At 75.4% G+C, this 24,359-nt stretch carries 5 protein-coding genes (1 of these 5 running past the window's edge); all 5 read left to right on the top strand.

Going from position 1 to position 24,359, the window contains the following annotated elements:
- Tightly spaced (each overlapping or abutting the next), the 5 genes in view from ACGFIR_RS26065 to ACGFIR_RS26045 form a layout consistent with a single transcriptional unit that may run on beyond the window.
- Positions 1 to 8,800: the 3' portion of an amino acid adenylation domain-containing protein gene (locus tag ACGFIR_RS26065; protein ID WP_393147699.1), read on the top strand. It extends 4,823 nt beyond the left edge of the window; only the last 8,800 of its 13,623 coding nucleotides appear in the window; the start codon falls outside the window, past its left edge; its stop codon occupies positions 8,798 to 8,800.
- Positions 8,797 to 12,855, top strand: coding sequence for an amino acid adenylation domain-containing protein (locus ACGFIR_RS26060; RefSeq protein WP_393147697.1), 4,059 nt, complete (start codon positions 8,797 to 8,799; stop codon positions 12,853 to 12,855). The genes ACGFIR_RS26065 and ACGFIR_RS26060 overlap by 4 nt, the downstream gene beginning before the upstream one ends.
- On the top strand, positions 12,855 to 22,655 hold the full coding sequence (locus tag ACGFIR_RS26055) for an amino acid adenylation domain-containing protein (RefSeq protein WP_393147695.1): 9,801 nt from the start codon (positions 12,855 to 12,857) through the stop codon (positions 22,653 to 22,655). The genes ACGFIR_RS26060 and ACGFIR_RS26055 overlap by 1 nt, the downstream gene beginning before the upstream one ends.
- Positions 22,652 to 23,701 (top strand): GSCFA domain-containing protein, encoded by a 1,050-nt coding sequence (locus tag ACGFIR_RS26050; protein ID WP_393147693.1) that lies wholly within the window; start codon positions 22,652 to 22,654, stop codon positions 23,699 to 23,701. The genes ACGFIR_RS26055 and ACGFIR_RS26050 overlap by 4 nt, the downstream gene beginning before the upstream one ends.
- Positions 23,664 to 24,359, top strand: coding sequence for a hypothetical protein (locus ACGFIR_RS26045; RefSeq protein WP_393147691.1), 696 nt, complete (start codon positions 23,664 to 23,666; stop codon positions 24,357 to 24,359). Before ACGFIR_RS26050 ends, ACGFIR_RS26045 begins: the two co-directional genes overlap by 38 nt.

The following is a 24,359-nucleotide window of genomic DNA, read 5'->3' as shown; positions in this document are numbered from 1 at the left end:
GGTGGCCCTCGTCCTCGGCGACGAGCGGCTCACCTACGGTGAATTGAACGCGCGGGCCAACCGGCTCGCCCACCACCTGCGGGCCCGGGGCGTCGGGCCGGACCGGATCGTGGCGATCTGCGTCGAGCGGTCGCCGGAGACGGTGGTGTGCCTGCTGGCGGTCCTCAAGGCCGGTGGCGCCTACCTTCCGCTCGACCCGGCGTACCCGGCCGAGCGGCTCGCCGCCATGCTGCGCGACAGCACCCCGGTGGCGGCGTTGACCCACGGCCCGGCCCGCGAGCGGCTGCACGCCGCGCTGGCCGGGCTCGACACCCCGGTGGTCGACCTGGACCTCGACGCGGCGGCGTGGGCGCAGCTGCCGGCGACCGACCCGCTGGTGGACGGGTTGGGCGCGCAGCACCTGGCGTACGTCATCTACACGTCCGGCACCTCCGGCACCGCCAACGGGGTGCTGGTCGAGCACCGGCAGCTCGTGGCCGTCGCCGCCGCCTGGGAACGCCTGTTCGACCTGCGTCCCGGCCTGGTGCACCTGCAGATGGCGAGCTTCTCGTTCGACGTCTTCACCGCCGACGTGGTGCGGGCGCTCGGCTTCGGCGGGCGGCTGGTGCTCTGCCCGCGTCCGCTGCTGCTGGACAGCGCTGGCCTGTCCGAGCTGCTGCGCCACCACGACGTGGACTTCGCCGACTTCGTGCCGGCCGTGCTCAACCCGTTGCTGGAGCACCTGGAATCCACCGGCGGGAGCCTCGCCGGGCTGGAGACGGTGGTCTGCGGGTCGGACGCCTGGACCGCCGCCAACGCCGCCCAGCTGCGCGCCCTGTGCGGCCCGGGGGTGCGGATCGTCAACGCGTACGGCGTGACCGAGGCGGCCGTCGACAGCACCTGCCACCTGCTGCCGACCGACGACCTCGCCGAGGCGACCTGCCTGCCGATCGGCCGGCCGCTGCCCAACGTGCGGGTCTACCTGCTCGACGGCGAGGGCGAGCCGGTGCCGGACGGCGTGGTCGGCGAGATCCACATCGGCGGCGCGGGCGTAGCGCGCGGCTACCTGAACCGCCCCGAGCTGACCGCGCAGCGCTTCCGGCCCAGCCCGTTCGTGCCGGGCGAGCGGCTATACCGCACCGGCGACCTGGGTCGTCGCCTGCCGGACGGGGAACTGGAGTTCCTCGGCCGCGACGACTTCCAGGTCAAGGTCCGGGGCTTCCGCGTCGAGCTGGGCGAGATCGAGTCCCGGCTGGCGGCCGTCGAGGGCGTACGGGAGACGGTCGTCGTGGCGCGCCCCGACGCCGGCGGCGGCCAGCGGCTCGTCGCGTACGTGCTGGGCGGGGCGCCGGACGCCGCGCGGCTGCGGGACCGGCTGGCCGCCGAACTACCGGAGCACATGGTGCCGTCGGCGTACGTCCGGCTGGCCGCGTGGCCGCTGACACCCAACGGCAAGCTCGACCGGGCGGCGCTGCCGGCGCCGGACGGCGAGGCCTTCGGCCGGCGCGGGCACGTCGAGCCGGTCGGCCTGCTGGAAGGCATGGTCGCGGGCGTCTGGGCCGAGGTGCTGGGGATCGAGCGGGTCGGCCGGCACGACGACTTCTTCGCCCTGGGCGGCCACTCGCTGCTGGCCATGCGGCTGGTCTCCCGGATCCGGCAGGTGCTGGGGCGGGAGGTCTCGCCGGCGGCGCTCTTCGCGGCGCCGGTGCTGAGCGACTTCGTCGCCCGGCTGACGCCGGACGGCCGCGACGTGCTGCCCCCGATCCGCCCGGTCGACCGGGACGGTGCCCTGGAGCTCTCCTTCGCGCAGCGGCGGCTGTGGTTCCTGGAGCGGCTCGGCGGCCTCGGCCACACCTACCACATGCCGCTGGCCCTGGAGTTGGCCGGCTGGCTCGACCACGGCGCACTGCGGGCGGCCCTGGACTCCCTGGTGGACCGGCACGAGGCCCTGCGCAGCCGCATCGTCCCCGCCGGCTCCGACGTCCACCAACTCGTCGACCCGCCCGGGACGGGCTTCACCCTGCACACGCACGACCTGACCGGCGCGCCCGACGCCGCCGCCCGGCTGGCCCGGCTCCAGGACGAGGAGAGCACCGCCCCGTTTGACCTGACGACCGGTCCCCTCATCCGGGGCCGCCTGGTCACCCTCGCGCCCGACCGGCACGTCCTGCTCGTCACGATGCACCACGTCGTCTCCGACGGCTGGTCCATCGGCGTCCTCACCCGCGAGTTGGGGGCGTTGTACGCCGCCTACCACGCCGGTCGGCCTGATCCGCTGCCGCCCCTGCCCGTGCAGTACGCCGACTACGCCGCCTGGCAACGCCAATGGCTCACCGACGGCACCCTCCAACGCCAGGAAACCCACTGGCGCCACACCCTCGCCAACGCACCCACCCTGCTCGACCTACCCACCGACCGACCCCGACCCACCGAACAGGACCACCACGGCGCCCACCTCCCCATCACCATCGACCCCGACCTCACCACCGCCCTCAAAACCCTCACCACCCGCCACGGCGCCACCCTCTACATGACCCTGCTCACCGCCTGGGCCATCGTCCTGTCCCGCCTCAGCGGCCACCACGACCTCATCATCGGCACCCCCACCGCCAACCGCCGCCGCGCCGAACTCGAAAACCTCATCGGCTTCTTCGTCAACACCCTCGCCCTCCGCATCGACCTCACCGACCACCCCACCACCACCCAACTCCTGCACCGCGTCCGCGACCTCACCCTCACCACCCTCGACCACCAGGACCTCCCCTTCGAACACGTCGTCGAAGCCGTCAACCCCACCCGCAACCTCGCCCACACCCCCCTCTTCCAGGTCATGTTCGCCTGGCAGAACACCGACGACGGCGAGTTGACCCTGCCGGGCCTGCGGGTCACCGCCCTGCCGCCGCCCCACACGAGCGCGAAGTTCGACCTCACCCTCGCGCTGGCCGAGCACGACGGGCGCATCACCGGCAGCCTCGAGTACGCCACCGCCCTGTTCGACACCACCACCGCCCAACGACACATCCGCCACCTGCACCACGTCCTCACCCAACTCGTCGCCCACCCCGACGAGCCGATCGACCGACTGTCGCTGCTCGACGAGCGGGAACGCGAGCAGGCGCTGCGCCAGGCCGCGCCGTCCCCGGTGGAGCGGAGCGTCCTCGCCCGCCTCGCCGAGCGGGTCGCGGCGGCCCCCGACGCGGTGGCGGTCACGTTCGAGGACACCTCGCTCACCTACCGCGACCTCGACGCACGCGCCAACCAACTCGCCCACCACCTGCGGGAACACGGCGTCGGGCCGGACGCTCTCGTCGCGTTCTGCCTGCGCAGGTCACCCGAGCTGATCGTCGCGCTGGTGGCCGTCGCCCGGGCTGGCGGGGCGTACCTGCCCCTGGACCCGGCCCACCCCGCCGAACGCCTCGGGCACCTGCTGGCCGACGGCGCCCCGGTCGCCGTCCTCACCCACGCCGCCACCCGCACCACCCTCGACGGCCTGACCACCACACCCCTGGTCGACCTCGACACCGCCGACCTGACCCCACACCCCACCACCAGCCCCGACCCCGGCACCCGACCCGACCACCTCGCCTACGTCATCCACACCTCCGGCTCCACCGGCCGGCCCAAGGGCGTGGCGCAGACCTGGCGGTGCCTGGACAACCTGATCGACTGGCAGCTGCGCTACGCCGCGCCGGGCAGCCCGGCACCACAACGGGTGCTCCAGTTCGCCTCCATCGGCTTCGACGTCTCCGCCCAGGAGATCTGGAGCACCCTCTGCCAGGGCGGCACGCTGGTGCTGATCGGCGAGGAGCGCACCCGCGACCTGGGCCAATTGCGTCACCTCCTCGCCGAACAGGGGGTACGGCGGGCGTTCCTGCCGGCGGCCGTGCTGCACCAGATGGCCGGCCTCACCGGGACTGTCGCCCCGCTCGCTGCCGGCTGCGAGATCGTCACCGCCGGCGAGGCGCTGCGGGTCGACGACGACCTGCGCGCCCTGGTGACCGGCCTGGGCGGCCGGTACCTCTACAACCAGTACGGCCCGACCGAGACGCACGTGGTCAGCCAGTTCGCGCTGGCCACCGCGGCGGCGGCCGACTGGCCGGCGCTGCCACCGATCGGCCGGCCGGTCGCCAACGCCCGCCTCTACGTGCTCGACGAGCGGTGCGAACCGGTGCCGGCCGGCGTGCTCGGCGAGCTCTACATCGGTGGGTCCGGCCTGGCCCGTGGCTACCTCCACCGGCCGGCCGCGACCGCCGAACGGTTCCTGCCCGACCCGTTCGCCGGGCCGGGCGAGCGGATGTACCGCAGCGGCGACCTGGCCCGCCGCCGCGCCGACGGGACCATCGAGTTCGCCGGACGCGCCGACGACCAGGTCAAGGTACGCGGCTTCCGCGTCGAGCCGGGCGAGGTGGAGAACGCCCTGCGGCACGTCCCGGGCGTACGCGAGGCCGCCGTCCTGCTGCGCGAGGACACCCCCGGTGACCCGCACCTGGTCGGCTACCTGGTCGGCGACGTCACCGCCGAGGCGGCCCGCGAGCAGCTGCGGCGCCGGCTGCCCGAGCACCTGGTGCCGACCCGCTGGGTGGTGCTGGAGCGGCTGCCGCTGACCGCCAACGGCAAGCTGGACCGGCGGGCCCTGCGCGCGCCGGAGCAGGCCGACGTCGCCACCGCCTACGTCGCGCCGCGCGACGAGCGGGAGGCCCGGATGGCGGCCATCTGGGCCGAGGTGCTGCGCCGCGACCGGGTCGGCGCGCTCGACGACTTCTTCGCGCTGGGCGGCCACTCGCTCCTGGCGACCCGCCTCGTGCACGCCATCAACGAGCGGATGTCGGCGCGGCTGTCGCTGCGTACCCTCTTCCGCAAGCCGGTCCTGGCCGACCTGGCGGCCGAGCTGGCCGGGCCCGACGCCCCCGCCGTCGACGCGCTCCCGCCACTCGTCGCCGACCCCGCCGGTCGACACGAGCCGTTCCCGCTCACCGACATCCAGGAGGCCTACTGGGTGGGGCGCGGGTCCGCCATCGAACTCGGCGGGGTCGGCGCGCACGGCTACAGCGAGCTGCGGCTGCGCGACTTCGACGAGGAGCGGTTCACCCGCGCGCTGCACCGGCTGATCGACCGCCACGACATGCTGCGCGCGGTCTTCCGCGACGGCGTACAGCAGGTCCTGCCGAACGTGCCGCGCTACGCGATGGCCCGGCAGGACCTGCGCGGGCTCGACCCACGGACCGCCGCCACCCGCCTGGCCGAGACCCGCGAGCGGATGTCCCACCAGGTGCTCGACGCCGGCCGCTGGCCGCTGTTCGAGTTCGCGGTGACGCTGCTCGACGGCGAGGCGCGCCTGCACGTCAGCATCGACGCGCTGATCCTCGACGCGGCCAGCGGGCAGATCCTCGAACACGAGCTGGCGGTGCTCTACGCGGACCCGGACGCCGACCTGCCGCCGCTCGCCGTGACCTTCCGCGACTACGTCCTGGCCGAACGGGCCCTGCGGGACACGCCGCGCTACGAGCGGGCCCTCGGCTACTGGCGGGAGCGGGTCGCCACGCTGGCCCCCGCGCCGCAGCTACCGCTGGAACGACAGCCGGAGAGCGTCGAACGGCCGCGCTTCACCCGCTACGACGACGTGGTGCCCGCGGAGCGCTGGAGCCGGCTGAAGGCGGTCGCCGGACGCCACGGGGTCACCCCGTCGGTGCTGCTGGTGACCGCGTTCGCGCAGGTGCTTGCCCGGTGGAGCCGCCAGCCGCGGTTCACGCTGAGCCTGCCGCTGTTCAACCGGCTGCCGATGCACCCCGGGATCAACGCGGTGATCGGCGACTTCACCTCGCTGGTGCTGCTGGAGGTCGACGTGGCGGCCGGGGCCGACTTCGCGACCCGGGCCCGTGCCGTGCAGGAGCAGCTCTGGCAGGACATCGACCACTCGGCGGTCAGCGGCGTACGGGTCAACCGCGAACTCGCCCGCGCCCGGGGCACCCGCCACGCGGCCCTGCCCGTCGTCTTCAACAGCACGCTGACCGAATCGGCCCCCGAGGTCGGTGACAGCGGCCTCGCGACGGCGCTCGGCGGCGAGGTCGTGCACGGCATCACCCAGACCCCGCAGGTGTGGATCGACCACACGGTCCTGGAGGCCGGCGGGCGACTGCACGTCAACTGGGACAGCATCGACGAACTCTTCCCGGCCGGCCTCGTCGCCGAGATGTTCGCGGCGTACCGGACGCTGCTCGGGCGGCTGGAGGAGCCGGACGCCTGGCACCGCACGGTGGACGGGCCGCTCGCCCCGCCGGTGCCGGCGACCCCGCCGGCCGATCGAGGGCTCCTGCACGAGCTGGTCGACCGGCAGGCGCTGGCGACCCCCGCCGCGCCCGCCGTGCTCGCCGTGGACCGGCAGCTGGACCACGCGACCGTACGCGCCGAGGCGCGCCGGTTGGCGGGGCGGCTCCAGGACCGGGGCGTCCGCCCCGGACAGCTCGTCGCGGTACTGCTCGACCGGGGCTGGAAGCAGGTCGTCGCCACCCTGGCCGTGCTGCACGCCGGGGGCGCGTACCTGCCGCTCGATCCCGAGTGGCCGGCCGAGCGGGTGGCCCGGGTGCTCCAGCGGGCCGGGGCGGGGCTGGTGCTGGCCGAGTCGGACCGGGTGGCCCTGCCCGAGGGCGTCGAGCGCCTGGTGGTGGACGGGACCAGCGTCGGCGCGGGCGGTCCCGCGCTGCGGCCGGTCGAACGGGCGGAGACCGACCTCGCGTACGTCATCTACACGTCCGGATCGACCGGCACGCCGAAGGGGGTGGCGATCGACCACCGCGGCGCGGTGAACACGCTGCTCGACGTCATCGGGCGCTTCGAGGTCGGGCCGGCCGACCGGGTCCTGGCCGTCAGCACGCTCAGCTTCGACCTCTCCGTCTTCGACATCTTCGGCACGCTCGCGGCCGGCGGGGCGGTCGTGACGCTGGACCCGGAGCTGGCCCGCGACCCGGCCCACTGGTCGGAGGTGGCCCACACCCACCGGGTGAGCGTCTGGAACTCGGTGCCGGCGCTGGCCGGCATGCTGCTCGACCACGCCGACGCCGGTCACCCGCTGCCGGCGTCGCTGCGGCTGGCCATGCTCTCCGGGGACTGGATCCCGCTCACCCTGCCCGACCGGCTGCGCGGGGCGCTGCCCGGGATCCGGGTCGAGAGCCTCGGCGGCGCCACCGAGGCGTCCATCTGGTCCATCCACCACCCGGTCGGCGAGGTCGACCCGGCCTGGCGCAGCATCCCCTACGGCCGGGCCATGGCCCACCAGGGCGTCCACGTGCTGGACGAGGCGCTGCGCCCCCGGCCGACCTGGGCCACCGGCGACCTCTACATCAGCGGCGTCGGGCTGGCGCAGGGCTACTGGCGCGACGAGGCGGCGACGGCGGCCAGCTTCGTCGTCCACCCGGTCACCGGCGAGCGGCTCTACCGCACCGGCGACCTGGGCCGGCTGCGCCCGGACGGCACGATCGAGTTCCTCGGCCGCGAGGACGGCCAGGTCAAGGTGCACGGCTACCGCATCGAGCTGGGCGAGATCGAGGCGGCGTTGGAGGGCCACCCGGGTGTACGCGCCGCCGCGCTGCGGCTGCTCGGCCGGGCGCAGGGCGAGAAGCGGCTGGCCGCGTACGTGGTGCCCGACGGTCCCGCGCCCGAGCCGGCCGCCCTGGTCGCATACCTGGAGGAGCGGCTGCCGGCGTACATGGTGCCGGCGTCGTTCACCGTCCTCGACGCGCTGCCGCTGTCGGCCAACGGCAAGGTCGACCGGGCCCTGCTGCCCGAGCCGAAGCCGTCGGCCGAGCGCCCCGTCGAGGTGCCGGTGCTCACCGACCCGGCCGAGAAGCGGCTGGTGGAGATCGTCACCGAGATCCTCGACCTGCCCGTCGTCGCGCCCGACGCCAACCTGCTGATGCTCGGCGCCACCTCGATCGACGTCGTGCGGATCGCGAACGCCCTCTCCGGCGAGTTGGGCTTCCGGCCGAAGCTGGCCCGGCTGATGCGCCAGCCGACCCTCGCCGACCTGCTGCGGATGTTCCGGGAACACACCGCCGAACGGGCCGTCGTGGCGACCGCGCAGCGGGCCGCCGCCGTGGTCGAGGACCCGGCCGCCCGCGCCGCGTTCACGGCGGACGGGCGGGGCCGGCGCGACTTCGCCCCCGGCACCCCGGCGGTCGCGCTGGCCGCGCCGGCCGACCCGGCGTACGAGGAGCGCTACACCGGCTACCGCTCGCTGCGCCGCTTCACCGCGGACCCGGTGCCGGCCGGGGCGCTCGGCCGGCTGCTGGCCGCCCTCGCCGCGCGGGAGGTCGACGGCCGGGCCAAGTTCCAGTACGGCTCGGCCGGCGGCACCTACGCCGTGCAGACGTACGTCCTGGTCAAGGCGGGACGCGTCGACGGGGTGCCGGGCGGGGCGTACTACCACGACCCGGCGGCGCACCGGCTGTTGGCGCTCGGCCGCGACCGCGAGCTGAGCCCCGACGCCTTCGACTACTTCGTCAACCGCCCGGTCTTCGAGGCCGCCGCGTTCGCGCTCTTCCTGGTGGCGCAGCGCGCGGCCATCGAGCCTCTCTACCAGGAGCAGAGTGCGACCTTCACCGCGATCGAGGCCGGCGCGATGGCCCAACTGCTGACGATGGCCGCCCCCGGGCACGGTCTCGGCCTGTGCGGGATCGGCGCGATGGAGACCGCGCCGCTGGCCGCCCTGTTCGACCTCGAACCCTCGCACCGGCTGGTCTACGCGCTGGTCGGCGGCGGCCGGCCGGGGGCGGACGCACCCACGCCCGACGCCCCGGCCACCGACACCATCACGGTGGAGCTGTGAACGCCTACGAGCTGCTCGACACGCTCAACCGGCACGCGGTCGGGCTGCGGGTCGACGGCGACCGGCTGCGCCTCACGGGCTCCCGCGAGGTCCTCACGGCCGAGCTGCTGGCCGACATCAAGCGGCACAAGGAGGAGCTGGTCGCGATCCTGACCGGCGCCGACGCGGACACGATCCCCCGCCGGCCGCGACCCGACGCACCGGTGCCGGTCGCGTTCGCCCAACGGCAGCTCTGGTTCCTCGACCAGCTCTCCCCCGGCAACCCGTTCTACAACAACCCGGTCGCCTTCGACGTCGTGGGCGCCCTGGACGTGCCGGCGCTGGCCCGCGCCCTGACCGAGGTGGTACGCCGGCACGAGGCGCTGCGTACCGTGTTCACCCCCGTCGACGGGGAGCCCTGCCAGGTGGTGCGGCCGGCCGGGCCGGTCGCCCTGCCGGTCACGGACCTCACCGCGTTGCCCGGCCCGGAGCGGTCCCGCCGCGCCGACGCCGCCGCCGAGGCCGAGGCGCGCGCGCCGTTCGACCTGGCCACCGGTCCGCTGCTGCGCAGCGCCCTGCTCCGGCTCGGCGAGGACGAGCACCGCTGGCTGCTCACCGTGCACCACATGGTGGCCGACGGCTGGTCCGTCGGCATCCTGATCGGCGAGGTCGCCGCGCTCTACGTCGCGTACGCGCGGGGCGAGGCGCCGACGCTGGCCGAGCTGCCGGTGCAGTACCCGGACTACGTCCTGTGGCAGCGCCGGCAGCTCGACGGCGGCGAGTTGGAGCGTCAGCTCGGCTACTGGACGCGGACGCTGGCCGGCGCGCCCGCGTTGCTGTCCCTGCCGACCGACCGGCCCCGGCCGGTGGTGCAGCGCTACCGGGGCGAGACCCACGGCACGACGGTGGACGCGGCGGTGCTGCGGGGCCTGCGGGAGGTGGGCCGGGCCGGCGACGCGACGCTGTTCATGACGCTCATGGCGGCCCTGTCGGTGCTGCTGTGGCGCCACAGCGGGCAGGACGACGTCTGCGTCGGCACCCCGTTCGCCAACCGCAACCACCGCGACGTGGAGGGCCTCATCGGGCACTTCGTGAACACGGTGGTGATCCGCAACCGGCTGGACCCGCAGCAGTCGTTCGCTGCGCTGCTGGCCGACGTCCGCCGGCACCTGCTCGACGCGTACGCCCATCCCGACCTGCCGTTCGAGCAGCTCGTGGACGCGCTCAACCCGGAGCGGCACACCAGCTACTCGCCGCTGTTCCAGGTGATGCTGGTGTTGCAGAACATCCCGCGCGGCCGGCTGGAGCTGCCGGGTCTGGTGCTGCGTCCCTTGTCGAGCGACACCGGCGCGGCGAAGTTCGACCTGTCGGTCGAGGTGATGGAGCAGGCCGACGAGCTGCACGTCATCTTCGAGTACAACACCGACCTCTTCGACGCCGCGACCGTGGCCCGGCTGGCCGGGCACTTCGTCCGCCTGCTCACCCAGGTCGCGGCCGACCCGTCGACGCCGGTCGGCGCGCTGCGGCTGCTCGGCCCCGACGAGCGGCACCGCCTGCTGGTCGAGTGGAACCGCACGACGCGCCCGCTCGCCGGCCCGGCGGACGTGGTGGCGCGGATCGCGGCGCAGGCGCGGCGGCGCCCCGACGCACCCGCCGTGGTCGACGACGACGAGCGGCTGGACTACACCACGCTGGAGCGGCGGGCCAACCGGCTGGCGCACGCGCTGATCGCCCGGGGCGTACGCCCCGACCAGGTGGTCGGCCTGCGCGCGCCGCGCTCGGCCGGGCTGGTCGTCGCCATCCTGGGCGTGCTCAAGGCCGGGGCCGCCTACCTGCCGCTGGACCCGACCCTGCCGCCGGAGCGGCTCGCCGGCATGGTCGCCGACGCCACGCCGGCCCTGGTGCTCGACGAGGGCGACCTGGCCGCCGTCGAGGCCGAGGGGCGTCACGACGGCCCGCCCGGCGTCGTCGTGCACCCCGCCAACCTGGCGTACGTGATCTACACGTCGGGCTCGACCGGCCGGCCCAAGGGCGTCGCGGTCGCGCACGGCGGCGTCGTGAACCTGCTCGACCACTGGGTGTCACGGCTCGGCGCCGCCGAGGGGGAGGCGGCGGCGCTCTGGTCGAGCGTCGGCTTCGACGTCTCGGTGCAGGAGATCTTCCTGCCGCTGACCACCGGCGGGGCGCTGCACCTCGTGCCGGAGGAGTTGCGCGGCGACCCGGCGGCGCTGATGGGCTGGCTGCGCGAGCACCGCGTCGGGCAGGCCTACCTGCCGCCGGCCTTCGTCCGGTGGCTCGACGAGGACCCGGCGGCCCGGCTCGCCGGGTCGGCGCTACGCCAGCTGCTGGTCGGGGTCGAGCCGCTGCCGGAGCAGGCCCTGCACCGCCTCCAGGAGGCCCTGCCCGGGCTGCGGATCCTCAACGGGTACGGGCCGACCGAGACCACCGTCTACAGCACCGCCTACCTCGACCCGCAGCCGACGGCCCGGCGGTGCCCGATCGGCCGGCCGATCGCCAACACCCGCGTCTACCTGCTCGACGAGCGGCTGGAGCCGGTGCCGGTCGGGGTGACCGGCGAGATCCACATCGGTGGCGCCGGTGTCGCCCGCGGCTACCTGGGCCGGGCGGCGGCGACCGCCGAGCGGTTCGTCCCCGACCCGTTCGTGCCCGGGCAGCGGGTCTACCGCACCGGAGACCTGGCCCGCCTCCTGCCCGACGGGAACATCGAGTACCTCGGCCGCCGCGACGGCCAGGTGAAGATCCGGGGCTTCCGCATCGAGCTGGGCGAGGTCGAGGCCGCGCTGCTGGACCGCCCCGACGTACGCGAGGCGGCGGTGCTGGTCGACTCCGACGCCACCGGCGAACCGATGCTGGTGGCCGGCGTCGTCCGGGGCGGGGCGACGCCGTTGCTGGTCAGCGAGTGGCGCGAGGCGCTGTCGCGGCGGCTGCCCGGCTACATGGTCCCGTCGCTCTTCGTGGAGCTGCCGCGGCTGCCGCTGACCGCCAACGGCAAGCTCGACCGCGACGAGGTGCTGCGGCTGGCCCGGGCCGGGGCGCCCTGGCAGGTCAACCTGGCCAGCCCGCGCGACCAGATCGAGCTGACCCTCTACCAGATCTGGAAGCGCCTGCTGCTGCACCCGGAGATCGGCATCAGCGACCGGTTCTTCGACGTGGGCGGCACCTCGATCTCGGCGATCAAGCTGGCCCACGCCATCGGGGAGGCGTTCGGCGAGCCGCTGCCGGTCCACGAGATCATGCTGCACCCGACGATCGAGGCGCTCGGCGGCCGGCTGCGGCGCGGCACGTCGGGCCGGCCACCGAGCAACCTGATCGAGTTCCGGGCGGGCGACGGCGCGGGCCGGGTCATCTGCGTGCATCCGGCCGGCGGCACCGCGTTCTGCTACCTGTCGCTGGCCAAGGCGCTGCCGGAGTCCCTCGGCGTGTACGGGATCCAGTCGCCGGGGGTGAACCCGGGCGAGCAGTTCCTGCCCACGGTCGAGGCGATGGCCGAGGCGTACCTGGAGCAGGTCGGGCACCTGCTGGACGGGCCGGTGGTGCTGACCGGGCTCTCCTACGGCGGCCTGGTCGCGTACGAGATGGGACGCCGGCTGGCCCTCGCCGGGCATCCCGGGCTGAGCGTGGTCCTGCTGGACACTTTGGGCACGGACGACCCGGCCCACCGGGGCGCGATCGAGCCGGTGGACATGGCCGAGTTCCGCGACAAGCTCGTCAAGTTCAACGGGATGTATCCCGGCATCGACGACGAGCAGATCGACCAGTACCACCGTGTCTACAACCACAACCGGTCGACCATGCGCGACTACGCGACCCCCGCGTCACCGGCCCGACTGGTGCTGTTGCAGGCCACCGCCGGGCGGGACGAGGCGTTCCTGCACGAGGTGCGCGCCTTCTGGCGTCGGCGCGGCGACGCCGACTTCCTGCTGGAGCAGGTGCACTGCGACCACTGGGACATCCTGGAGAGCGCGGTGGTGCTGCGGGTCGCCACGCTGCTGCGCGGCGAGGTGGACCGCATCCGCGACGCCCGCGCGACGACGCCGGCCGTACGGGAGGTGTGATGGCGCACGGTCCCAGCCTCGCCGCCGAGGTGCTCGCGCAGGCCCGCCGTACCCCCGACGCGGTCGCGGTGGCCGAGGGCGACCGGCGCCTGAGCTACGCCGAGCTGGACGCCGCCAGCGCCGCCGTCGCCCGGTCCCTGCGCCGGGCCGGGGCCCGCCCGGGGCAGGCGGTCGCGGTGCACCTGCCCCGCGGCTGGCGGCTGGTCTGCGTCATGCTCGGCATCCTGCGGCTCGGCGCGACGGTGGTGCCGCTGGACCGGCAGAGCCCGCCCGGGCGGCGGGACCACATGCTGCGCGACTCGGGCGCCGTGGCGGTGGTCCACGGCCCGGACGCGCCCGACGACCTGCCCGACGGGATCCGGCCGCTGGCGGCGACGGCGCTGCTGGCGGCGGACACGCCCGGCAGTCGTCGCCGGCGACCGGCCGACGAGCGGCAGGGACGGCAGGACGAAGCGCCGGCGCAGGACGACCAGCCGGCGCCTGAGGCCGCGCCCGCGCCGGCCTCGTTCGTCTTCTACACCTCGGGCACCACCGGCCGGCCCAAGGGCGTGCAGGTGCGCGACGCGGGGATCCTGCGGCTGGCCCGGCCCGGCTACCTCACGCTGACCCCGGCGGCCCGCTACGCGAGCCTCGCCAACCCGGCGTTCGACGCGATCAGCTTCGAGGTCTGGGTGCCGCTGCTGACCGGCGGCTGCTGCGTCGTCCTGGACGACGAGACGGTGGCGACGCCGCACCTGCTCGACGCCGCGCTGCGCCGGGAGCGGATCGACACGCTCTTCATCACGGTGGCGCTGTTCAACGCGGTGGTCGACGAGGTGCCGCACTGCTTCGCCGACGTGGGCCAGGTGCTGGTCGGCGGCGAGCAGCTCAACGCCCGGCTGATCCGCCGCTGGTACCGCGACAACCCCGCCAGCCGCACCCGGCTGCACAACGTGTACGGGCCCACCGAGGCGACCACGTTCGCCCTGTGCCATCCGGTCCCCCGTGACTTCGACGCGGAGGTGGTGCCGATCGGCCGGGTGCTGCCGGGCACCGACGCGCACCTGGTGGTCGACGGCGTCCGCCTCGCCGCACCGGGTGAGGTCGCCGAGCTGTACCTCGGCGGCGAGGCGCTGGCGTCCGGCTACCGGAACCTGCCCGAGGAGACCGCCGCCCGCTTCGTGCGGCTGCCCTGGCTGGACGGCTCCGCCGGTCGCCACTACCGCACCGGCGACCTGGTGCGCGCCGACGCCGCCGGGCGCATCGAGTACGTCGGCCGGGTCGACCGGCAGGTCAAGGTCCGGGGCTTCCGGGTCGAGCCGGGCGAGGTGGAGCGGCAGATCCTCGCCCACCCGGGGGTCCGTCAGGCGTACGTGTGCACCCGGCGGGACCCCGCGCACGGCACGAACGAACTGCTCGCGTACCTCGTGACGGTTCCCGACCTCTCGTTCGCGGAGTTCGACCGGCACCTCGGCGCCACCCTGCCGCCGTACCTGCGCCCGCACCGGATCCACCGGGTCGAGGCGCTGCCGCTGACCGCGAACGGCAAGGTGGACTCGGCCGCGCTGCTGGCGCGCGACGCCCCGCCCTGGCGCGCCGCGCGCGACGACCCGCACCAACACGACAACCGCGACGGGCGCGACGGGCGCGACGGGCGCGACGGCGATCCTGCCGGCGAACCCGGCACGGCGTGGCAGCGCGCGGTGCTCACGCTGGCCGGCGAGGTGCTGGGCGTGCCCGACCTGCGACCGGACGACCGGTGGATCGCCAGCGGCGGGGATTCACTCAAGGCGCTGCGGCTGCGCTTCGCGATCCAGCGGCGCTGGGGCGTCGAGGTGCCGCAGGCCGTGGTGCTGGGCGGCGACCTCGCCGAGCTGGCCGCCGCGATCGAGACGGCCCGTACCACGACCGGCTCGCCGTACCCGGTGCCGGCTCCCCCGGCCGGCGCCTCGTGGGCACCGGCCACCTCCGAGCAGCAGCGGCTCTGGCTGTTGCAGCAACGCTCGCCGGCGTCCACCGCCTACCACGTGGGGCTCGCCTTCGAGCTGCGCGGCCGGGTCGACGTCCCCGCGCTGCGGCAGGCGCTGCGCCGGGTGGTGGCACGTCACCCGGCGCTGCGGACCGCCTTCCGGGCCGCGCCCGAGGGGCTGCGGCAGGAGGTGGGCGAGCCCTACGACCCGTGGCGCGAGCCGGGCGACGGCGGTATGGCCGCACGGCGCGAACCGGACGACAGCGACGGCGACATTGCCGCACGGCGCGAGCCGGGCGACGGCGACGGTGACGCGGCCGGGTGGCGCGAGCGGGCCCGCGCCCTCTTCGCCGCCCCCTTCGACCTCGGGCAGCCGCGCATGCTGCGGGCGTACTGGCTGGCCCGTGCCGACGGCGGGGTGCTGCTGCTGCACCTGCACCACATCGCCGTCGACGGCTGGTCGCTCGACGTGCTGTTCCGCGACCTGTCGGCTGCGTACGCGGCGGCGCTGGACGGCACCACCACCGACGGGGACGAGGACGGGAACGTCCCCACCCCGCTGGACTACGCCCGCTGGCAGGCCGACTGGTTCGCCCACCCCGCCTACCGGGCGCAGCGCGACGCCCTGTGCGCGCACTACGCGACGGTGGCGGAGGTCGCCGCGCCGTTGCGCCCGCTCCGGCAGCGCGGCGGCGGTGGGGACCACCTGCTGCGGACCACGATCGACCCGGCGCGCCGCCGCGCGCTCGACCGGCTCGGCGCCGAGCTGGGACTGACCCGCTTCCCGCTGCTGCTGACGCTCTTCGGCTGGGCGGTGCACGGGGTGACCGGCCGCACCCATCCGCGCGTCGCCAGCCCGGTGGCGAACCGGCCCGTACGCGCCTTCGAGGCCAGCGTCGGCATGTTCGCCAACACGGTGCTGCTGCCCCTGGCGCTGGCCCCCGAGGAGGAGCTGCGCGCACAGTTGCGGCGGCAGGCCACCGCCGTACGCGCGGTGCTCGACGCCCAGGACGTGGCGCTCGCACACGCCGTCGCCGACCACGACTTCGGCGCCGACGCGCCGCTGTTCGACTTCCTCTTCGTCCTCGACAACACCGACTTCTCCGCGTTGACGCTGCCCGGCTGCGCGTCCCGGCCGGTCTGGCTGGCACCGACCGACGCCAAGTGCCCGCTCACCCTCTCGGTCGTCGAGCACGAGGCGGGCTTCGACTGCCTCTGGGAGTACGCCGACGAGCACTTCGACGCCGCCGACGTGGCCGCGGCGGCCGAGCTGTTCCGGCGCGGCCTGGACGCGTTGACCGGCACCGGCACGAGCACCCTGGCCGAGCTGGTGCGGCCCTACCGCAGCGGCCTGCCCGAGCCCGGCCGGGGCCCGCGTACCCCGTTGGACGGCCCCACCATGGCCGAGGCCTTCGCCCGGCGGGTACGGACGCAGCCGACCGCGACCGCGCTGGTCGCGGGCGACCGCCGGCTCAGCTACGGCGACCTCGACGCGTACGCCTCGGCGCTCGCCGGCGAGCTCTCGCGGCAGCATCCGGTGTCGGGCGACGGCCGGCACCGCGTCGCCCTGTTCTTCGAGCCGTCGGTGGAGCACGTGGTGGCGCTGCTGGCGGCGGCCCGGCTCAACCTCACCGTCGTGCCGCTCGACCGGGCCTACCCGCCGACGCTGCTGCGCCAGGTCCTGGGCCAGGTCGATCCGCTCTGCGTGCTGCTGGCACCCGGCGACGAGCCCGCCCTCGACGCGATCGACGACGGCCGGCTCCCCCGCCATCCGGTGCTTCTGTCCCGGGCGGGCACGCCCGTCGCACCGTCGTACGCCGGCCGCCCCCTGTACACGCTCTTCACGTCGGGCTCGACCGGCACGCCCAAGGGGGTCCAGGTCGGCGACGCCCTGCTGGGCAACCTGCTGCGCTGGCAGAGCGAGGCCGGCGGCCTGGCGGGCGCGGCGGCGACCCTGCAGTTCTCCATGCTCTCCTTCGACGTCTCCTTCCAGGAGATCTTCGGCACGCTCTGCGGCGGCGGGGCCCTGCACCTTCCCCGCCCCGGGCTCCGGCAGGACATGCCGGCCCTGCTGGAACACCTCGACGCCGCCGGCATCGAGCGGATCTTCCTGCCGTACGTCGCCCTGCAACTCCTGGCCGAACACGGCGTACGCCTCGGCCGGTACCCGTCGCGGCTGCGGGAGGTCGTCACCGCCGGCGAGCAGCTGATCTGCACCGACAGCATCCGCCGCTGGTTCGCCGGGCTGCCCGGCGCGCGCCTGTTCAACCACTACGGGCCGACCGAGACGCACGTGGTCAGCAGCCTCTGCCTCGACGGCGACCCCGCCACCTGGCCGGCCCGTCCCGCCATCGGCCGGCCCGTCGCCAACAGCTGGCTGCGGGTCGTGGACTCGGCCGACGAGGTGGTGCCGCCGGACTGCCCCGGGCAGCTGCTGATCGGCGGCGAGCTGGTGGCGCCCTGCTACCTGGACGATCCCGCGCTCGACCGGGCCCGCTTCGTCGAGCTGCCCGGCCTCGGCTGGTTCTTCCGCAGCGGCGACCGGGCCCGCTTCGACCGGGACGGGCTGCTGCACTACCTGGGCCGCGACGACCAGCAGGTGAAGGTCAGCGGTCACCGGCTGGAGCTGGGCCAGGTCGAGGCGGCACTGCTGACGCACCCGGCGGTCGTCAACGCGGTGGTGGTCCGCGACGCCGGCCACCTGGTCGCCTGCCTTGAGTTCCGGGCCGATCCGCCGGCCGCGGCGGAGCTGCACGCCCACCTCGCGGGGCTCCTGCCCGCGTACGTGCGGGTGGACCGGTTCCGGCGGCTGGCGGAGCTGCCGCGTACGGCCAGCGGGAAGCTGGACCGCCGCCGCGCGTCGACCGCGCCGGGCGAGGAGCTGCGGCCGGGAGGCGCCGCGCCCGCGCCGGTCATGTCGGCCCTGGAGGCGCGGCTGGCCGGACTCTTCGCCGAGGTCGTCGGCAGACCGGTCGAACCCGATCGACGCTTCTTCGACCAGGGCGCAGGCAGCCTGGACCTGATGCGCTTCCACCTGCGCTGTGCCGCCGAGGGGCTGCCACTGAGCATCCCCGACCTCTTCGAGCACGTCACCATCCGCCGCCTCGCCCGGTTCCTCACCGCGCAGCGGGCCGACGCCGGCGGGCCCGCGTCGCACCCCCCGACGACGCCGCCTGCCCACAAACCGGCCCGCCGGGCGTCCGGGGTGGTCGCGACCGTACGGGACGAGGCCGCCGCGGGCCCTGCGGACGAGCCGGTCGCCGTGGTGGGGATGGCCGTCCGGTTGCCCGGGGCCGACGACCTGGCCTCCTTCTGGGCGATGGTGGAAGCCGGCGGCCGGGGCATCGAGCACTTCGACGCGGCCGACGGCCTGGTCGGCGCCCGCAGCCAGCTCGCCGGGCCGCTCGGCTTCGACCCGGGGCACTTCGGCATCAGCCCGCAGGAGGCGCGGCTGATGGATCCGCAGCAGCGGCACCTGCTGATGAGCTGCGTCCAGGCGTTGGCGCACGCCGGCATCGCCGATCCCGCCGTACGCCGGGTGGGCCTGCTCGCCAGCTGCGGTGAGAACACCTACTTCCAGACGATGCTGCGCGACGCCGATCCGGCGCGGCTGCCGGACCCCTTCCAGCTGGCGCTGCACCACGAGAAGGACTTCCTGGCCACGAAGGTCGCCTACCACCTGCGCCTGACCGGGCCGGCGTTCACCGTGCAGGCCGCCTGCGCCAGCTCGCTGGTGGCGGTGCACGTCGCGGCCGGGTTGCTGCGGCAGGGCGACAGCGACGTGATGCTGGTCGGCGGCGTGCTGGTGGACCCGCTGCTCACCGCCGGCTACCGCTACCAGCCGCAGCACATCTTCTCCCCGGACGGGCACTGCCGGCCGTTCAGCGACGACGCCGGCGGCACCGTGGGTGCCAGCGGGGTCGGCGTGGTGGTGCTCAAGCCCCTGCGGCTGGCCCGCCGCGACGGCGACACCGTCTACGCGGTGGTCACCGGCTCGGCCGTCAACAACGACGGCGCGGAGAAGCTCGGCTTCGCCGCGCCCTCGGTGGCCGGCCAGCGTGAGGTGATCCGCGCCGCGCTGCGCCGCAGTGGGCACGTCGCCCGCGACCTGGGCTACGTGGAGGCGCACGGCACCGGCACGGAACTGGGCGACCCGGTGGAGGTGGCGGCGCTGCGCCAGGCGTACGACCTCAGCGAGTCCGGTCGTACCGCGCTGGCCTCGGTGAAGAGCCAGATCGGTCACCTCGGCGCGGCGGCGGGGGTCGTCGGCCTGGTCCGCGCCGTGCTGGCCGTGCACCACGGGCGGATCCCGCCGAACGTCGACTTCCGCCGCCTCAATCCACGGCTGGGCCCGGATCCCACCCCGTTCCACATCCCCACGGAGTCCGGGCCCTGGCCGGCCGATCGGCCACGGGTCGCGGCGGTGAGCAGCTTCGGCATCGGCGGCACCAACGCCCACCTGGTCTGCGAGGCGGCCGAGCCGGTCGACACCGGCTCGGCGGCCCCGCCGGGTCCCGGCGTACCGGTGGTGGTGCTCGCCAGCGGCAGCGCGGCCGGCCTGCGTGCCGACGCCGAACGCATCGCCGACTACCTGGCGGCCCGGCCCGACAGCTACCACCGGGTGCTGCGCCACCTGCAGGCCGGCCGTACGCCGGGCCGCTGGCGGGCGGCGGCCGTCTGCGCCGACGTGGCCGCCGCCGTGGCCTGGCTGCGCACCGCGACCGCCGTCGAGGTCGCCCCGGTCGAGGCGGCCCCCGTCGAGGCGGTCCCGGTCGAGGTGGCATCCGCCGAAGCGGTCCCGGTCGAGGTGGCATCCGCCGAGGCGGGACCCGTCGCGGTCGCCGGCCCGGCCGGTACGCCGTCGGCGACCGAACTCGCCACCGCCTGGCTGGCCGGCCGACCGGTCCGGTGGCCGGCCGGGCCGGCCCAGCCGCCCTGGGACTTTCCCCCGCCGGCGTTCGCGCTCGTCGACCACGAGTTCGTCCGCGCCGCCCCGCCGACCGGCACGACCGCGCCGACGGTGCTGACCGGGACGGGCCTGCCCGCCGGGACGACTGTGCCGACCGGCGTCCCGCCGGCCACGACAACTGTGCTGCCCGGGGCTCCCCTGCCAGCCGGCACGACATCCGTGGCCGGGACGGCATCGTCCGGGCCGGATACATCGCCGGCCGGGGCCGGGCCGGATACATCGCCGGCCGGGGCCGGGCCGGGCGGTCAGCCGTGGCCGGCCCGGCTGCCCGAGGCCGAGTGGTTGCACCAGCCGCACTGGGTGCGCTGGCGGTACGCGGGGAGCGAGGCCGACGTCCGCCGTCCGGAGACGCTCGTGATCATGGTCGCGGAGCCGCCGGCACCGGCCGCGCTGCGCGCCTTCGCGGCGTCGTACGCCCGGGTGGTGGCCGTGGTCGCCGCCGATGGCTTCGCCCGGCTCGGGCCGGACAGCTACACCGTCGACCCGGCCGACCCCGACTCGCTGCGCCAACTGCTCGCCGCGCTGACCGACTCCGACGCCACCCCGCCGGCCGCCGCCGGACAGAGCGGCGCGGAACCGTGCGCCGTCGGACAGGACGACGCTCGGCAGGGCGACGCGGGACAGTGCGGCGTCGGGCAGGGCGACGCCGGGGAGGGCGACGCGGGACACGGCGACGCCGGGCAGGGCGGCGTCGAGTGGCTGCACGCGCTGCCCCTGCCCGTCGACGGACCGGTCGGCGCGGACGCGCTGGCTGACGCGTACCGGGCCTGCGTCGACACTCCGGCGGCGCTGCTGGCGGCCCTCGCCGCGCTGCCCCGCCGGCCCCGGCTGCGCGCCTGGTGGCTGTCGCGACAGGCGCAACCCGTGGACGGCGACGTACGCCGGCCCGAGCTGGGACTGCTCGCCGGGGTGTGCGAGGTCGCTCCCCAGGAGAGCGACGTCGAAAGCCACTGGCTGGACCTGCCGGGCCCCGATCCGGCGGAGTGGGGGCCGGCGCTCGCGGCGCTGCTGACGGAGCCGGCACCGCCACCCCGGCGACTCGCGCTGCGCGGGGACTACTGGTGGGAGCAGGCGCTGCTGCCGGTCCGCCCGCCGGCCGTACCGGCCACGCGTGCGCTGCCGGCCGGACCGGCCGTGTACGTGGTGCTGGGCGGCACCGGTGGCATCGGACGCAGCATCGCGGCCTGGCTGCTGGGGCAGGGCGACTGCCGGGTGGTCCTGCTGGCCCGGCGCGGGCCGCTGCCGGCCGACCTGGCGCCGTGGGCCGATCGCGTCGACCTCGTCGAGGCGGACCTGGCCGAGACCGGTGCCGAGCAGTTGCTGGCCCGGCTCGACGTCGGACGGGTCGACGGCGTGGTGCACGCGGCGGGAATCGCGGCCGGCGGGCTGACCAGTCGGCGGGACGCGGCCGCGATGCGGCGGGCCACGGCCGCCAGGAGCCACGGCGCGCTGCTCGTGGAGCGGCTGGTCGCCCGGCACCGGCCGGCGTTCGTCGTCTACTGCTCGTCGATGTCGGCGCAGCTCGGCGGCATCGGTCAGCTCGACTACGCCGCCACCAACGGCCTGCTGGACGCCTTCGCCCGGCACCGGGCGGGCGGGACCGACACCACGTTGCGGATCTCGATCGGGTGGGACGTCTGGAACGAGGTGGGCCTGGCCCGCGACGCCCTGCCCACCGACGCCCGGCACCGGGCGCACCTGGCGGTCGGCCTCGGAGTGGACGACGGGCACCGGATCTTCGCCCAGGCCCTGCGGCTGCGCCTGCCGCACCTGCTCGTCTGCACCACCGCGCTGGACCGGGCACGGGAGTTCTACGCGCCGCCGGCCCCGACGCCCGCCGTGCCGCTCAGCGGCGACGGGTCGCCCGCGGCGGGTCGGCCCCGGTCGGCCGCCGAGGAGGTGGGCGGTTGGCTGCGGGGCTGGCTGGGCGTCGACGCGCTCGACCCGGCCGCGTCCCTGTACGACCTGGGGGCCGACTCGCTGCTGCTGCTGGACCTGATCGACCGGGTCAAGGAGCACTTCGGCGTGAGCCTCAGCCTGTCCCAGCTGAGCCACCGGGTGAGCCTGACCGAGGTGCTGGGGCTCCTGGGCGAGCCGGTGCGTGTCACCGGCGCGCAGGAGCCGGCCGTGACGGTGCAGGTGTGGCAGGCGGGCCGTGGGCGTACGGTGCTCTGCCTGGTCCACCCGGTCGGCGGCGACGTCCAGGCGTACCGCTCGCTGGTGTCGGCGCTCGACCCGGAACTGACGGTCTGCGTCATCGCCGATCCGGCGCTGGCCCACCCCGAGGCGCCGACCTGGTCGCTGGCGGAGCGGGCCGCGCGCTACCATGCCGCGCTGCGGGACCGCTTCCCCCGCGACGACTGGCGCTGGCGGCTCGGCGGGTGGTCGTTCGGCGCCTGGGTGGCGCTCGGGATGGCGGCCGAGGCCGAGGCGGCCGGTCAACCGGCGGACGGGCTCTACCTGCTCGACCCGCCGCCGCCGGACGCCGCCCCGGCCTTCCGCCAGTACGACGAGGAGCGCCTCGCCGCGCTCTTCGCCCACGAGTTGGGGGCCGCGTCCGGCGCGGGCACCCCGGCGGCGGCGTACGCGGACGCGCTGGCGCGCTGCTGCCGGGCCAACCTGGCGAGCATGGCGCAGCACACCCTGCCCCGGTTGGCCGGGACACCCGGGCGGATCTGGCTGGCGGGCCGCCCGACGGTCGGCCTGCCGGCGCTCGGCGCCCCGCGGCAGCAGGCCGGGCAGTGGCGGACGCACCTGGCCGGGTTCGCGTGGCACGTCGTGGACACCACCCACTACGGCATCGTCGAGGCGCCGCACGTACGGGCGGTGGCCGAGGCGATCGACGGGGCGGAGCCGGCCGATGGCCCGGAGGTGGCGCGATGAACCCGTACCAGTCGTTGCCGGCGCGGTCGTTCTGGCGCAGCGCGGTGGCCGAGCCGGAGATGCTCGCCATCGGCGACGTGTGGACGCCGAAGTTCGTCATCGACCCGGACGACCCGATCCTCACGGCCGGGTCCTGTTTCGCCCGGCACCTCGGCCCCGCCCTGCGCGACGAGGGCATGAACTGGTGCGAGGCGGAGCTGCCACCGCCGGGGCTGACCGAGGCCGACCGCCGGGCCCGCCACTACGGCGCGTTCTCCTTCCGCACCGGCACCATCTACACGGCCGCCATGCTGCGGCAGTGGCTGGGCTGGGCGTTGGCGGGCGACGCCGGCCCCGACGAGGTCTGGCGCGACGGCGACCGGTACTTCGATCCGTACCGCCCGTCGGTCGAACCGGACGGCTACGACTCGCCGGAGGCGACCCTGGCGGCCCGCCGGTCGACCCTGGCCGCGATCCGGGGTGCGGTCGCCGGGGCGGGCTGTCTCATCTTCACCCTCGGCCTGACCGAGGCCTGGCGGGACCTGGTCACCGGCACCGTCCTGCCGGTCTGTCCGGGCACCGTCCGGGGCACCTTCGACGCCGGTCGGCACGTCTTCCACAACTTCACGGTCGCCGAGGTGCACCGGGACCTCGCCGCCGCCGTCGGGCTGCTGCGCGCCGCCAACCCCCGGCTGACCGTCCTGCTGACCGTGTCACCGGTGCCGCTCACCGCGACGGCGACGGGGGCGCACGCGCTGACCGCCACCGGGTACTCCAAGGCGGTGCTGCGCGCGGCGGCGGGCCAGCTGGCCCAGGAGCACGAGCACGTCGACTACTTCCCCTCGTACGAGCTGATCACCGGCTTCCCGTTCCGGGGGGCCTTCTACGCGCCGAACCTGCGCGACGTGACGCCGGACGGGGTCGCCTTCGTCATGCGCCACTTCTTCGACGCCCTCGACGGCGACCGGTCGGCGGGTCCGGCCGCCACGGCGTCCGACGTTCGTGCCGACGACGGAGGTGACCTCTACTGTGACGACGCCGTCCTCGACCGCTACCGCGCCGGCTAGGTTCCTGCTGCTGGGCGACTCGCACGCCGGGCCCGTCGCACGCGCGGCGACGGCGGCCAAGCTGCCCTTCGTCGGCGGGCCGATCGGCTCGGGGCGCGACTTCAACGTCGGCTTCTTCGACGTACGCGACGAAGGCCTGGTGTTCCGCGACGCCGCCGCGCAGGAACGCTACCGGGGTTTCCTGGGCGAGCTGGGCGTGCCCGACATCGGCCAGCTCGCCGTCCCGCTGGTCTCGACGTTCGGGCTCAGCGCCCACTTTTTCGCCACCACCGAGAACTGGCGGATCTACCGGGCGGGCAACGGGAGCTTCCCGGCGGGCTTCCTCGCGGGCGGGCTCTTCGACGACATCGTGCGCGCCATGGCCCGCGACGCGCTGGGCTTCTACCGCCACGCCGTCGACCTGGGGCTGCGCGTCCTCGCGGTGCTGCCGCCGCAACGGGTGCCGGGCATGTCCGACCCGCTGGTCTTCATGGCGGCCCAGGAGACGATCCGCCGCGCGCTCGTCGCCACCGGCGTGGAGATCGTGGACCTGCGGGCCCGGGTCACCGACGGCTCGGGCCGGCAGCGGGCCGCGTTCTGCGAGCCGGACGACCCCATCCACGGCAACCTCGCCTTCGGTCGGCTGATCGTGGCCGACCTGCTGGCCCGGGGACTGTGA

The organism is Micromonospora sp. NPDC049051 (assembly GCF_043197575.1).
GTDB lineage: Bacteria > Actinomycetota > Actinomycetes > Mycobacteriales > Micromonosporaceae > Micromonospora.
The sequence above is the reverse complement of the archived record's forward strand: the minus strand, read 5'-3'. Positions and strand labels throughout refer to the sequence as shown.

Bases quoted from the DNA above. Each gene is read 5' to 3' on its own strand.
- ACGFIR_RS26055 (WP_393147695.1), top strand. From the start codon at position 12,855: ATGGCGCACGGTCCCAGCCTCGCCGCCGAGGTGCTCGCGCAGGCCCGC.
- ACGFIR_RS26050 (WP_393147693.1), top strand. From the start codon at position 22,652: ATGAACCCGTACCAGTCGTTGCCGGCGCGGTCGTTCTGGCGCAGCGCG.